The sequence below is a fragment of the Pseudomonas sp. SW-3 genome, assembly GCF_016615645.1.
GTDB lineage: Bacteria > Pseudomonadota > Gammaproteobacteria > Pseudomonadales > Pseudomonadaceae > Aquipseudomonas > Aquipseudomonas mandelii.
In genome coordinates this window covers 1,541,902-1,554,255 of sequence record NZ_CP067098.1, presented here as the reverse complement: position 1 = coordinate 1,554,255, position 12,354 = coordinate 1,541,902, and the positions used below count along the sequence as shown (strand labels likewise).

The 12,354-nt window shown below is 57.9% G+C and carries 14 protein-coding genes; 4 read left to right on the top strand and 10 right to left on the bottom strand.

Annotation, left to right across the window (positions count from 1 at the left end):
- Positions 1 to 189 precede the first annotated feature (189 nt).
- On the bottom strand, positions 190 to 1,275 hold the full coding sequence (locus JIO00_RS06935; RefSeq protein WP_077749597.1) for a type I restriction endonuclease: 1,086 nt from the start codon (positions 1,273 to 1,275) through the stop codon (positions 190 to 192).
- Between the two features lie 223 nt (positions 1,276 to 1,498).
- Between JIO00_RS06935 and JIO00_RS06930 the strand changes: the two genes are divergently transcribed.
- Positions 1,499 to 1,909 (top strand): low affinity iron permease family protein, encoded by a 411-nt coding sequence (locus JIO00_RS06930; protein WP_010462444.1) that lies wholly within the window; start codon positions 1,499 to 1,501, stop codon positions 1,907 to 1,909.
- A 67-nt stretch (positions 1,910 to 1,976) separates the two neighbouring features.
- On the opposite strand, the gene JIO00_RS06925 is transcribed toward JIO00_RS06930, so the two are convergent.
- The 8 genes from JIO00_RS06925 to JIO00_RS06890 form a co-directional block, all read right to left on the bottom strand.
- The gene (locus tag JIO00_RS06925) at positions 1,977 to 2,480 is read right to left on the bottom strand and encodes a DUF4142 domain-containing protein (RefSeq protein WP_010462446.1); all 504 of its coding nucleotides are present in this window, start codon (positions 2,478 to 2,480) and stop codon (positions 1,977 to 1,979) included.
- Positions 2,481 to 2,553: 73 nt separating this feature from the next.
- A complete protein-coding gene (locus tag JIO00_RS06920; protein ID WP_010462447.1) occupies positions 2,554 to 2,712 on the bottom strand; it encodes a KGG domain-containing protein in 159 nt (52 codons plus the stop codon).
- A 116-nt stretch (positions 2,713 to 2,828) separates the two neighbouring features.
- Positions 2,829 to 4,178: a sensor domain-containing protein gene (locus tag JIO00_RS06915; protein ID WP_200667865.1), complete on the bottom strand. Its 1,350-nt coding sequence runs from the start codon at positions 4,176 to 4,178 to the stop codon at positions 2,829 to 2,831.
- Positions 4,179 to 4,262: 84 nt separating this feature from the next.
- Positions 4,263 to 4,901: a LysE family translocator gene (locus tag JIO00_RS06910; RefSeq protein ID WP_010462451.1), complete on the bottom strand. Its 639-nt coding sequence runs from the start codon at positions 4,899 to 4,901 to the stop codon at positions 4,263 to 4,265.
- 43 nt (positions 4,902 to 4,944) lie between these two features.
- Positions 4,945 to 5,382, bottom strand: a complete 438-nt coding sequence (gene fos, locus JIO00_RS06905) for a fosfomycin resistance glutathione transferase (protein ID WP_154913790.1) — start codon at positions 5,380 to 5,382, stop codon at positions 4,945 to 4,947.
- A 6-nt stretch (positions 5,383 to 5,388) separates the two neighbouring features.
- The gene (locus JIO00_RS06900) at positions 5,389 to 6,117 is read right to left on the bottom strand and encodes a hypothetical protein (protein ID WP_200667864.1); all 729 of its coding nucleotides are present in this window, start codon (positions 6,115 to 6,117) and stop codon (positions 5,389 to 5,391) included.
- A gap of 26 nt (positions 6,118 to 6,143) precedes the next feature.
- The gene (locus JIO00_RS06895) at positions 6,144 to 6,878 is read right to left on the bottom strand and encodes a hypothetical protein (protein WP_083374846.1); all 735 of its coding nucleotides are present in this window, start codon (positions 6,876 to 6,878) and stop codon (positions 6,144 to 6,146) included.
- 37 nt (positions 6,879 to 6,915) lie between these two features.
- On the bottom strand, positions 6,916 to 7,827 hold the full coding sequence (locus JIO00_RS06890) for a LysR substrate-binding domain-containing protein (RefSeq protein WP_200667862.1): 912 nt from the start codon (positions 7,825 to 7,827) through the stop codon (positions 6,916 to 6,918).
- A 77-nt stretch (positions 7,828 to 7,904) separates the two neighbouring features.
- Here JIO00_RS06890 and JIO00_RS06885 point away from each other — a divergent pair, with 77 nt between their 5' ends.
- The 3 genes from JIO00_RS06885 to JIO00_RS06875 all read left to right on the top strand — a co-directional run bounded on the left by JIO00_RS06885 (position 7,905) and on the right by JIO00_RS06875 (position 11,162).
- Positions 7,905 to 8,393, top strand: a complete 489-nt coding sequence (locus JIO00_RS06885; protein WP_145307430.1) for a DMT family transporter — start codon at positions 7,905 to 7,907, stop codon at positions 8,391 to 8,393.
- 351 nt (positions 8,394 to 8,744) lie between these two features.
- Complete coding sequence (locus tag JIO00_RS06880; protein WP_083374850.1) at positions 8,745 to 9,977, top strand: aminotransferase class I/II-fold pyridoxal phosphate-dependent enzyme; 1,233 nt, start codon at positions 8,745 to 8,747, stop codon at positions 9,975 to 9,977.
- Positions 9,978 to 9,995: 18 nt separating this feature from the next.
- Positions 9,996 to 11,162, top strand: coding sequence for a multidrug effflux MFS transporter (locus JIO00_RS06875; protein ID WP_102595570.1), 1,167 nt, complete (start codon positions 9,996 to 9,998; stop codon positions 11,160 to 11,162).
- Here JIO00_RS06875 and yiaY read toward each other — a convergent pair.
- Entirely contained in the window at positions 11,159 to 12,307 is a 1,149-nt protein-coding gene (gene yiaY / locus JIO00_RS06870) for an L-threonine dehydrogenase (protein ID WP_010462467.1), read from the bottom strand. The two genes, JIO00_RS06875 and yiaY, sit on opposite strands and share 4 nt — an antisense overlap.
- Between the last annotated feature and the right edge of the window lie 47 nt (positions 12,308 to 12,354).

Genomic DNA, 12,354 nt, shown 5'->3' with positions numbered 1-12,354 from the left:
CACTTGAAGTCGACGCAGCCAAAAGGTGATGAGAGAGCGACACTAGAACCCGTCTGTCCCGAGCTGCAAGAAAGTTGATAACCATCCTGGTCTTGGCAAGCCGTCGGCAATGTGAAATTGACGAACTATTGGATCCGCGCAAAAAACCGGCCTAGAGGGCCGGCTTCTTTTACCAGTCAGCAAACAGGGCTAGTCGTAATACCCAACAGTCTTCTTCAAGTGATCTGAGTATTCGTAGATATCGTCTATCGAGTTTATGGCGTGCCGGGTCTCATTCTTTTCTTCGTCAAAAATACCGATGTATTTTTGCGAGCGATTGAAGTGCAAGCGGCAGATCGGTTTGCGGTTGTTGTCATCGAGCAGAATGCCGAAGTAACTCTGCGTGTCTCGCTGAACAATCCTCTTTGCATCGACAACAGACCGAACCACCGCTCGAACAATGTGATAGCCCTCCAGCTCTTCCAGTGTCGTCAGCACCTTGTCCTCTAACTCGTCCCGCACATCCGACTGCTCAACACCGCCGGAAGAAACTGGTAACGAGGCCAAGGCCGGTTGAATGGCTCCGCTCATCGCCGACTTGAGCCTGTCGTTGATTTGGTCGTTGAGAAACTGCACTACCGCCTTTCTCGTTAACTCCTGGAACTGCTCACGGACCTTCTGTGTAATCACCCCATCGTATACACGCGAAGCGAACACTTTCACGAAGTCGTCATCAGGTTTGCTGACCTGCGAAGCGATGACCTTCTTGATCTGGCTGACGTACTTCAATTCACCGGCGGCGCTGATGATCGAATCGACATCGAAGGCAGACTTCGTGAGCTTGACCAATTCAGGGACGGAATACTCGTCGATGTCCAACAGGTCGAGTTCAAGAAACGGCTTCTCATCCATTTTGTTGGGCGCGTCCAAGTCGGTGAAAAACCTGTAGACCTGACCGTTGGTAAGGATGGAGATTCGAGCACTGGTTACATGGAAGTAACGAAACAATTGGGAGGCGTGATTGATGTGCAATGGCTCGCCTATTTTTTTGCACTCTATAAGAATCTGTACCTCTCCGCCTTTCATGATTGCGTAATCAATTTTTTCTCCCTTCTTTGTTCCGATGTCGCAAACAAATTCAGGAGTCACTTCAGTCGGATCGAAAACATCGTAGCCCAGCACCGTGCTGATAAAGGGCATGACAAACGCGTTCTTGGTTGCTTCTTCTGTCTTTATTGCAGCGCCTTGCAAACGAACTTTGGCGGCTAGACTTGTGAGCTTTTCGAAGAATTCCATGAGTGACCTCTTAGCTGGTGTCGATCCGTGGTTTGCATGCTGGCAAATTGACTGCCCTAGATACTAGACACAAACCGGCACAAAGAAAGATTCAGGCCAATAAAGGGAAAAGAAGAGCCGTAGCAAAAAACCGGTTTTTCATTGAACAGAGGTCCATTAAGTAGAATTTTCAACCCGCCGTCGCTGTCTGAAAATCAGGCGCATCCCTATAAGGAACACGGCAATGAAATTCGCAAAAATCTCGCAGAAACTCGCCCTGTGGGCCGGCAGTCCGAAGACGTTTATGGGGGCGTTGATACTGATTGGTCTGTGGGGGTTGAGCGGGCCGATATTTGATTACAACGACACCTGGCAACTGATCATCAACACCTCAACCACGATCATCACGTTCCTGATGGTGTTCCTGATCCAGAACACGCAGAACCGCGACACCGACATCCTGCACTTGAAAATCGATGAGTTGCTGCGGGTGAACAAGGAGGCGCAGAACGCGATGCTGGGGCTGGAATTGCTGGACCTCAAGCAACTGGAGGCGCTACGCAGACACTATCGCGCCATGGGCGAAAAAGACGTGCATGACCTGGCGGGGCTGGCCACTACGAGCAAGCGCAAACAGGACTTGAATGAGTGCTGAGCACAAACAAAACGGCGCGTGATGTGAATCACGCGCCGTTTGCGTTCAACACCGTTAATCGCCTGGTCTAGCGACTGGCTTGCAACGCTCTGGCCATTTCCAGGTGGTTCTGCAGTTTGGGCAAGGTTTCCTCAGCGAAGGCTTTGATTTGCGGCACGTCGGTGGTCTGAGCGACTTGTTGAAGCTGCTCGATGGCTTCCTGGGTCGTCTTCACCTGACTGGCGGTATAAGCCTGATCAAAGGATGCGCCGTCCTTCACTTCCGGCATCAAGGCTTTGGCCTTGTCGACCACTTCTTCGCGAGGGGCAACCGGCAAATCCAGCTGTTTGGCGATTTTCGCCAAGTGCTGGTTGGCGGTCGTGCGGTCATTGATGACCACGATGGTGTAGTCCTTGACCTCTTTGGATTCGCTTTTCTGGTGCGCCAGGCGACTGGCTTCGATGTCGGCCATGCCTTTGGCCGACGCATCGTTGATGAACTCGGCGGGCGACTGGGCGAAGGCACTGTTGGCAAACAGGCCCAGCAACGTGACAAGACTGGCAGTGCGTAATCGGGTGGCCATCCGGCTCATGGTCGCGCCCTCCTTCTATAAAAATTCAAGCGGGAGCTTTCGCCCCCGCCTCTCAATCAAAACTACCTTGCGACTACTTCGACTTCTGACCACCTTTGCGGCCCATATCGGGTTTCGCAGGGTCTTTATCGACGGTCGTAGTGGTAGTTTTCCCACCTTTGCGACCGGCTTCTGACGCCTTCGTTCGATCGTTGGCGAAGTTTCCCGAGTTCGAGTTTCTTGAGTTAGGCATGATTCTCTACCTCTTGGTGATGATCGCGGCGAGCAGGAGCCGCATAAAATCTGAATTTCGATCACCGCAAAGGTTTAGAAAAGTTGGAGTCGCCGCGACGAACGGTGGCCGATTTTTCAGGCCCCTAGGCGCTGATGATGTTGGCGCTTGGCCGCATACATGGCCTCATCGGCATGCCGGAACAGTTGCTGTTCTTCGGTGCCATGCTCGGGATAATGCGCGACGCCGATACTCGGCCGGATGTTCACGCTTTGCCCGTCCAGGCGCAGGGGTTGCGCCAGCACCTGACGGATTTTCCCCGCAACGTTGTCAGCGTCTTCCGACGCGTGGATGCTGTGCAACAACACCACAAACTCATCCCCACCGATACGCGCCACCGTGTCGGTCTCACGCACGCAGCCCTTGAGCCGATTGGCGACCGCTTGCAACAGCATGTCGCCGACTGCGTGGCCATGGGTGTCGTTGACTTCCTTGAAGCGGTCGAGGTCGACGTACAGCAATGCCATCCGCCCGGAGTCCGTGCGAGCCTGCGCCAGCGAATTTTGAAGCCGGTCGCGCAGCAACGCCCGGTTGGGCAGTTGAGTCAGTTGGTCGTATTGGGCCATGCGTTGTAACCGGGCATGTAACTGCTTGCGCTCGATCGCGGTGGCGACCTGGGCGCAGACGTATTGCAGCAGCTCCTTGTCCTGCTCGGTGTAGCGCTCGCCACCCGGTACGCTTTTGACGATCAGCGCGCCAATGATGCCGTTTTGCGAGTTCAACGGGACACCCAGCCAGCAAGGCGAGTCCTGTCCGGAGACCGATGCCTCAAAGCCTTCTGGCAGTGTGTCCTGGTCCAGGGTCAGCAAAATCGGCTGACCGCTGCGAATCACTTCGGCAGAGAGGCGCCCGGTCATGGTTCCGGGCTGCTCGGGCTGCAGTTCATGGTCGTCGACGTGATACGGAAAGTTCAGCTGCGCACAGTGCTCGTCATACAACGCCACGGAGAAATTCAGTGCCGGCAGCCATTCGCCGATGATCAAGTGGATGCGCTTGAACAACGCCAGCAGATCTTCCGCTGCGTGGGCCGCCTCGGAGATCGCGTATAACGCCGCTTGCCGGGATTCGGCTTGCTTGCGCTCGGTGATGTCCCGGGCCACAGCAATGCGCAACTGATCGACTTCAGACCAGCGCGCCGACCACAGGATATGCACCACCGCGCCGTCCTTGCGCAGGTAGCGGTTTTCGAAGTTGAGTTTGGGATCACCGCCCATGATCTCGCGCGCGGCGTCGAGGGTGCGCTGGCGATCGGCGGGGTGCACCATGTCGATCATCGGCTGGCCGATCAGCTCGTCCGGGGTGTAGCCGAAAATACGCTCGCAGGCCGCGCTGACAAATACGAAGCGACCTTGTTTATCCACCGCACAGACGGCGTCCAGCAAGAGATCGATGTAGCTCGCCAACGGCGCGGAATTTCTGGTTGCCATGGTGCGATAAGCGTTTCCGGACAATGCAGCAATAAAAAGCCCCTCCATGACCCATCGGGCATTGACGCATCCGTGCGCTCAACCTCAAGCCTTGTTCGTCACCAGCCCCGGCAGTGCATGAGCGAGGGCGTTGATGGCGAAACCGATAAACATCACCCCACATAACCGTGTGATCGCCAGTTCATGGCGCTGATACAAGGTGCGAACTTGCCGTGCACCAACAATGCCAATGAGGATAGCGTAGGCCATGAGACCGCCGACGAAGCTCAGGACAATCAACCAAGGCAACATTGACCAGTGCAGCAACTCCGCCCGGCTGGACAGCAGCGCAGTGAACGTCGCCACCGCCACGGGGTAGGCCTTGGGATTGGTGAGGCCAAACAGAATGCCGTGCCAAAAGGGCTGGCGAGCCGGGCCTTGAGGGGCATCGGCGCTGCTGCGCTTCGCCCGTATGGCGCGCAAACCGAGCCAAAACAGGTACAGCCCGCTGAGTACGCCCAGCACATCAAACGCCGTGCTGCCGATTTCACGGGCACCGACAATCGCGATCAATGCCGTGCTGCACCAGACCACGTCCCCCAACAAATGCCCACAGAGAAACCCCGCCCCGGCCCGCCGTCCACGCGCGGCGCCAATCCCGAACACCGCCAATACGCCCGGCCCCGGTGTGATGCCATAAATGAAACCCGAGGCGAGAACGGCCATTAGCAGCGATGGGGTCATTGAAAGTCCCTTTAACTATTTGGTGAATGGGCGCAAGTCTATATCAGGTCCCGGGTATATCGACTGACTGATCGTCGAAGAACTTCATTCCCGCATACGGCCGCACGCGACAGGCGGCCAGCCGCGACGCCAGATCGCCAACGTGGGCTTCGAGCTTGTGGCCGTCCGGGTCGAGGAAATAGAAGGACGCGCCTTCGCTGTGGTTGTCGCGCCATTCTTGTACGCTGGCGGATCGCAGGCGTTCGACGAACACGGGAAAATCGATTGCGCTGATGGTGAAGGCGTAATGGGTGTAATCGGCGGCGGGTCCCGAGTTGCGCAGCGGATCAACGGACAGGCACAGCCACAAACCCGGCAGTGACAGATAGGCGCCGGTGTCCCAAGTGGCTTCGAGGCGCAGTTGCAGCAGGTCTTGATAGAACGCCACGCTGCGGTTCAGGTCGGTGACGGCGAGGGTCAGGTGGTTGAGGCCGGTGAGCATGGGCGATTAACCTTTGAGTGCTACTGGCACGACGTAGTGCTTGCCGTCGTATTCCAGGGTAACCCGAGTTGTTTTCAACTTGCGGGACGTATCGTTGCACTCTTCTCCAACCCGAAAGTTTTTGGTCACCGTCACGGTGGAACTGACAACAAGATCTGCAAATCCGTTATGAGTTGTGTTGCCGATATCGACGGTTCTTTGTGTACGTTCGCCCTCTCCCGCGCAGTTACCATCCCACTCGCCCCTGCTCGTAGAAATGATTAGCCCTTCCAATACTGGACGTAATGTATCGCCCTCCTTGAGATACAAAGCCAGTTCGGTTTTGTGATAAGGGTTTACGCTCGAGCTGTGTTCGAAACTCGAACGAATGCCAAAAGCGCGACTTTCGGGCGCCAACTTGTAGCGTGCCGTATCAATGGACAACCCTTCATACGCCACAGCGTCTGAATAATAGGCATCTTTTTTAAGGTAATTGGCCAGGCGTTTCGAACTGGATGAACGTATGAGCGACAGTTCCAGATCAACGTTTCCGCCATCGTTGTTCGCGTCAGCGGAATCCGGTTTGAATGTCGACGTGGCCACAATAGTTTGGTCGTCATACGCCGGCCAGACTTTGCAAAGGGTGAACGTTCGCTCACCGAAGGGCGCTTCTTCGCACCCCGCTTGCGCTTGGCTGACAGCCGTGATGAGGCCGAACAAGACAAGTGAATTCAGTCGTTTCTTTGTGGTTAACATGTTCTTCCCTGATCGCTTCCCATGATTTACAAGCCTTTGAACCCTTGAGGCAGAACGTAGGTTTTACCGTCATATCGAAGTGTTGTCAGCACCGGTTTGGCTGTCATGGTTTTGGATTCACATGCATCCCCTTGGCCTTTCCCTGTTTCGCTGGTGGACACGGTCTTGACGATCAAGTCCGCGAATCCATGTGAACTGGTTTGGCCGATTTCGACGGTACGGGTGTATTGATAACGCTCACCGGCGCAATTGCCATCCCATTCACCGCCATACTCGTAGGTGATGAGCTTATCCAGGACCGGACGCAACTTGTCGCCCTCTTTCACATAGAGCGACAGCAACTTTTCACTCACGGGATTTACCCGAGACGAGCCATTGAACGTGGCGCGCACACCAAACGCTCTTACTTCAGGAGTGAGCTTGTAACGAGCGGTATCGAGTTGCAGTCCCTCAAAGGCGATGGCATCCGATTCAAAAACCGATGTCTTGTGATACGTCGCCAGCGGTTTCGAATCGCCAGCCGTCACCACGGCAAGATTGAGATCATATTTTCCCTGAGGACCATAATCGCTTGCCGAATATCCCGATTCGAACTGCGATAACGCTGTAATCGTCAACCCGGGATAGGCTGGCCAGTCTTTGCAAACCGAATAGCCGAAATCGCCCGCCAGAAACGGCTTCTCACAATCAGCGAACGCCTGCGTCGTCATCACCAACCCGCACAGCGCCACACAATTCACCCACCCAGACTTCAATGTCATTCCATGTTCCTTGTGTGTTTCAAAAAAACGAATGATTTCAGGCGCGCACTATCCCCTCCCCAATCCGCCCATTCAACCAGTTCAACGCCTGATCCCCGCCCCGCCGTGTGTGCCAGACCAACACAAACGTAAACGACGGAATATGAAACGGCGGCGCAACTACGACCAGCGAGCGCTCCTTGATCTCGCGCAGCCCACGTGAAGCCACGGTAAGAATCAGGTCTGTGCCACTGATGAATTCCGGGGCGACGCTCCAGTGCGGCAGGCTGATCGCGACGCGACGGCGTTCACGTAACGCCGTCAGCGCCCGCTCGATTTCAGGCGTGCCGCTGCCGCGCATTTCCAGCAGGACGTGTGGCCGTGCGAGGTAGGTCGGCAGGTCGAGTACGCCATTGGCAGGCAGGCTGTTGCGGTCGACCAGGCAGGCGTAGTGCTCTTCGAAGAGTGGCGTGCTGCGCAGCTCGTTTGGCAGTTCAGGGAAGACACCTGCTGCCAGGTCGATGTCGCCATTAAGTACTGCGTCGAGCATGCCTTCGCGGCTGGCGTGGCTGATTTGCAGGTCGATGCCCGGCGCTTCCCGGCGCAGCGTGCGAATCAGCCCTGGCAGGACGATGGCGGCGCCATAGTCGGACATTGCCAGACGAAACGTGCGCTTGGCCGTGGCCGGGTCGAAAGCGTTCGGGGCCAGCAGGGATTGCACCTGAGCGAGTGCTTCGGCCAAGGGTGCGATCAATTCCATGGCTCGCGGCGTGGGTACGAGCGTGGCACCCGCGCGCACCAGCAAAGGGTCTCCCAGCAAGTCGCGTAACCGCGCCAGGGCATGACTGACCGCCGGCTGACTCAGGTGTAAGCGCTGCGCCGCGCGCGTGACGTGCTGCTCGCTGAGCAAGGCGTCGAGGATCACCAGCAAGTTGAGGTCGATACGCCGAAGATCATTCATCTGGTGCATGTTCTGGATAGCAATTCGGAATTTAAATCTGCGCGACGAATACTCTAGAGTCCAGCAAAACCTGTTGGAGAATGATCATGAGTACATTGCATTGGGCCGGGCTGTTGCTGCTGGCCGTGGTTGCCGGGGCGGTGGTGCCGTTTCAGAGCGCGATCAACGCCAACCTCACGCGTGGGTTGGGCCATCCGTTGTGGGCGACGCTTGCGTCGTTGCTGGTGAGTATCGTCGTGTTGTTGCCGATCATGTTGGCAATGCGCTTGCCGTTGCCGTCACTGGCGTTCATCAGCAAGGCGCCGTTGTGGATGTGGGCGGGGGGTGCGTTTGGGGTATGTTTTATTTCGTTGGCGCTGATGCTGCTGCCCAAGCTGGGGGCGTCGGGGTTTATTGCGTTGGCGCTGGCGGGACAGGTGGTGGCTTCGCTGGTGCTGGATCACTTCGGGTGGTTTGGGTTAGTGGAGCGGCAGATGACGTTGCCGCGGGTGTTGGGGGCAGTCTTGTTGATCGCCGGGGTCGCGTTGATTCAGTTCAGTGCGGCGCCAGGGAAGGGGTTGGTGGCGGCGGGTTGAGCGGGGACTGTCAGGCCGCTTTCGCGAGCAGGCTCGCTCCCACCCGATCGGCGGCGTGGCGCGGATCGCTCCCGCAGGACATCAGTAATCATTGCCAGGGCGCCGGGGCGCAGGTTTTCGATCAGCAAGACGGCGCTGGTCGCCAGTTGCTTGACCAACTCGATGACTTCAGTTCGGCTGAGTCGGCGGGATAGCCCGGTTTTGGCCCACAGCATCGCAGGGCGTCGCCCTACACATAAATCTCTTGTAACACTCAACCGAACAGGAAACGGCCGATTCAATGCCCCCGCCGCTCTCTGTAAAGTCTGGAAACACACGGACGATTTCATCACTCAAGGACAGACACCTCAAATGGACCCGACAACACACACTACAAACACTTTCACCAACTATAGAAAACTGATCTCGTTGGCGGACCACAGCTGGGACACTGCGGAAGCAGGGAAAGTCGCGGGATTGAACGTCGACATCAGAAGCAGCAACCGCATGGTTGACCAACATGGGCGCGCCTTTCATCACTTCTGCACCACCTCCTACCTGGGCCTGGATCACCATCCCGATTTGCTCGACGGTGCCATGACCACCTTGTGGGAAACCGGTACCTTGCGCGTCGCCAACTCGAAAAACCGCTGCAAACTGGCGATCCTGGAGCTGTACGAAACCGAGCTCTCGGCACTGTTCGGCGCCACGTGCCTAAGCACCTTATCGTGCAGCGCGGCGAGTGCCGGCATCCTGCCGCTGCTGGCCAGTGGCGTGTTTACCGAGAACCAGCCACCGGTGATGGTATTTGACCGGTTGGCACACTACTCGATGAATCACCTCAAAGCCGCCTGCGCCGACGAAACCAAGGTCGTGACCAGTCCGCACAACGACATGGACTTCCTCGAAACGCAGTGCCAGCACCACAACAGGGTCGCGTATGTTGCCGACGGCGCGTACAGCATGGGCGGAGTCGCCGACATGGACGGTCTGTTGTACTTGAGGGATCGCTATGGCCTTTTTCTCTATCTCGACGACTCCCACGCACTGTCCGCCGTTGGCACTTGCGGGGCCGGTCTGGTACGCCCAAGGTTGCAGGCTCTGGACGATGACGCCTTGATCGTCGCCTCATTGGCCAAGTCATTTGGCGCCAGCGGCGGGCTGGTGATGCTGGGCAATGAACGGCAGAAAAAGCTGATTCAACGTTATGGCGGCCCCAGCAATTGGTCGCAAAGTCTGAACAGCGCGGCCATCGGTGCGGGAAGGGCCTCCATCCAGTTGCATCGCACGCCGGCATTCGTCGCGCTACAGGAAAAACTTCAGGCTAATATCCGACTCTTTGACAGCCTGATACGAACCGCACAACAGGGCAGTAACATGGCCATCCGCTTGATCCACTGCGGTGAAGCGACGCTGGCCAACCGTATTGCCATCGAATTGGCCAATCTCGGTTTCTTTACCTCGACAGTCTTTTTCCCCGTGGTCGAACAAGGCAAGGCTGCGATCAGAATCACCTTGCGCGCCGACATGGAGCCGATGCTGATCCGCCATTTCTGTGAACTCGTCACCGAGCTTTTACCCGCACACACCCGGGACCTCAGCTAGAAACCCAAGGAAGACCCCATGAAGAGCAGCACCACCCTCCTCGTCACCTGCAGCACGGTGTTTCTCGCCCAACTGGGCATGAGCATTTACCTGCCGGCGTTGCCGGACATTGCCCGGGGTCTGTCAGCCGACGCCTCGCAGGTGTCCTGGGGGTTGGCCGTGTACCTGATCGGCATGGCGCTGCCGATGTTGTTCTGGGGCAGTCTGGGGCAGCGCATTGGCCGAAAGCCGGTGTTGCTCGCCGCACTCGGTATCTACGGGCTGGGTAACCTTGCCCTGCCCTTGAGCCAGTCGCTTGAAACGTTCCTGTTCTGGCGTCTGGTCCAGGGGATGGGTGCCAGCGGGATTTCGGTCATGGCGCGGGTATTGATCCGCGACAGTTTCCGCGGTGACCTGCTGGCCAAGGCGCTGTCCTGGATCTCGATTTCGTTTGTAGTGGCGCTGGGGATCGGCCAGTACCTGGGGTCGATCATTCAGGTGGTGCTGGGCTGGCCGGCGATTTTCTATCTGTTGGGTGGCGCGAGTCTGTTGATGGCGATGGCGGTGGCGCGGGTCACGTTCCCGCTGCTGAACGAGGAGCCTGTCCAGTCGTCCGCCTGGCCGAGTTACTGGCGCATTTTGCGTGATCGCGCCTTCCTGCTGCCGGCACTCGCCGGCGGCCTCGGTTATGGGGTGATCATTGCGTTCAACACCGCAGCGCCGCTGATTCTGCAAGGCCCCTTCAACTGGTCGGCCGTGGAATACGGGCTGTTGGGCTGGCCGATCAGCGCGGCGTATTTCCTGGGGGCGTTGGGGGTCAATGCCTTCGTGCTTCGCACCGGTCAACGCTGGCTGATGACGGCGGGCGTGGGCCTGGTATTGGGCGGTAGCGCGGTGATGTTGCTGGGGAGCATCGCGGGCACTTCCGTTGCGCTGCTGCTCTGGTTGCCATACTGCTTTGCCGTGTTCGGGCAGTCTTTGAACTACCCGATCAGCCTGTCCCTGGCCAACGACGGCTCGCCGGTCGGCGGGGCTTATGCGATGGCGTTGAGTGGTTTCATCCACCAGCTGATGGCCGCCATCATCGGCGCGATTGCCAGTCTGATCGCGAGCCAGCAAGCATGGCCACTGTCCCTGTTTTGCACCTTGCTGGCCTTGGGCGCGATGGTGTGCGTGAGGCTCGCGCCCGGCCGGCAAACCGACTAGAACGCGCTGCGGAAAATCTCCTCGATCTGGCGCTGATCCGCCGCCCGTGGATTAGTCAGGCCGCACGCGTCTTTCAGCGCGTTGGTCGCGAGCGTCGGGATGTCGTTGAGCTTGGCGCCGAGTTCACGCAAACCGGCGGGAATCTCGATGTCGCTGGACAGGCTGCGGATCGCCGTGATGGCCGCTTGAGCACCCTCTTCCGGGCTTAAGCCACGGATATCGGCGCCCATCGCGTGGGCCACATCGGTCAGGCGCGGGGCGCAGACCAGCGCATTGAAACTCTGCACGTGGGGCAGCAGCACCGCGTTGCATACGCCATGCGGCAAGTCATAGAACCCGCCCAACTGGTGAGCCATGGCGTGGACAAATCCCAGGGAGGCGTTGTTGAACGCCATGCCGGCGAGAAACTGTGCGTAAGCCATGTTTTCCCGTGCCGCCATGTCGCTGCCATTGCGCACGGCCAGACGCAGGTTGCTGCTGATCAAGGTGATGGCTTTCAGTGCGCAGGCATCGGTAATCGGATTGGCGGCGGTGGACACGTAGGCTTCGATGGCATGAGTCAGCGCGTCCATGCCGGTGGCGGCGGTCAATCCCTTGGGCATGGCGACCATCAGCGCCGGGTCGTTGACCGACAGCAACGGCGTGACGTTGCGGTCGACGATGGCCATTTTCACATGGCGCGATTCGTCGGTGATGATGCAAAAACGGGTCATTTCGCTGGCCGTGCCGGCGGTGGTATTGATCGCGATCAGCGGCAATTGCGGTTGGGTCGATCGGTCGACGCCTTCGTAGTCGCGGATCTCCCCGCCGTTGGTCGCACACAACGCGATGCCCTTGGCGCAGTCATGGGGCGAACCACCGCCGAGCGACACCACAAAATCACAACGACTTTCCTTGAGCAGGCCCAGGCCGCGCTCGACGTTGGCCATGCTCGGATTCGGTTTGGCGCCGTCGAAAATCACCGAGTCGATGTCCTGCATTGCCAGTTTTTCAGCAATCATCTTCGCCACACCGGCCTTGGCCAGCCCGGCGTCGGTGACGATCAGCGCCTTGCGAAAGCCGTATTTGCCAATGGCAACCATGGCTTCGTCCAGGCAGTCATTGCCCATGATGTTAACGGCGGGAATGAAAAACGTGCTGCTCATGAGCGATTCTCCTGGCTAAACCGATCGGTAGTGCCGATCCGGCGGGT

What these genes read in the sequence shown, in the direction of transcription:
- fos (WP_154913790.1), bottom strand. Translation starts at nt 5,382, where the DNA reads ATGCTCACCGGCCTCAACCACCTGACCCTCGCCGTCACCGACCTGAAC.
- JIO00_RS06885 (WP_145307430.1), top strand. Translation starts at nt 7,905, where the DNA reads ATGAGTACATTGCATTGGGCCGGGCTGTTGCTGCTGGCCGTGGTTGCC.
- yiaY (WP_010462467.1), bottom strand. Translation starts at nt 12,307, where the DNA reads ATGAGCAGCACGTTTTTCATTCCCGCCGTTAACATCATGGGCAATGAC.
- JIO00_RS06875 (WP_102595570.1), top strand. Translation starts at nt 9,996, where the DNA reads ATGAAGAGCAGCACCACCCTCCTCGTCACCTGCAGCACGGTGTTTCTC.
- JIO00_RS06920 (WP_010462447.1), bottom strand. Translation starts at nt 2,712, where the DNA reads ATGCCTAACTCAAGAAACTCGAACTCGGGAAACTTCGCCAACGATCGA.
- JIO00_RS06910 (WP_010462451.1), bottom strand. Translation starts at nt 4,901, where the DNA reads ATGACCCCATCGCTGCTAATGGCCGTTCTCGCCTCGGGTTTCATTTAT.
- JIO00_RS06925 (WP_010462446.1), bottom strand. Translation starts at nt 2,480, where the DNA reads ATGAGCCGGATGGCCACCCGATTACGCACTGCCAGTCTTGTCACGTTG.
- JIO00_RS06890 (WP_200667862.1), bottom strand. Translation starts at nt 7,827, where the DNA reads ATGCACCAGATGAATGATCTTCGGCGTATCGACCTCAACTTGCTGGTG.
- JIO00_RS06915 (WP_200667865.1), bottom strand. Translation starts at nt 4,178, where the DNA reads ATGGCAACCAGAAATTCCGCGCCGTTGGCGAGCTACATCGATCTCTTG.
- JIO00_RS06895 (WP_083374846.1), bottom strand. Translation starts at nt 6,878, where the DNA reads ATGACATTGAAGTCTGGGTGGGTGAATTGTGTGGCGCTGTGCGGGTTG.
- JIO00_RS06900 (WP_200667864.1), bottom strand. Translation starts at nt 6,117, where the DNA reads ATGTTAACCACAAAGAAACGACTGAATTCACTTGTCTTGTTCGGCCTC.
- JIO00_RS06935 (WP_077749597.1), bottom strand. Translation starts at nt 1,275, where the DNA reads ATGGAATTCTTCGAAAAGCTCACAAGTCTAGCCGCCAAAGTTCGTTTG.
- JIO00_RS06880 (WP_083374850.1), top strand. Translation starts at nt 8,745, where the DNA reads ATGGACCCGACAACACACACTACAAACACTTTCACCAACTATAGAAAA.
- JIO00_RS06930 (WP_010462444.1), top strand. Translation starts at nt 1,499, where the DNA reads ATGAAATTCGCAAAAATCTCGCAGAAACTCGCCCTGTGGGCCGGCAGT.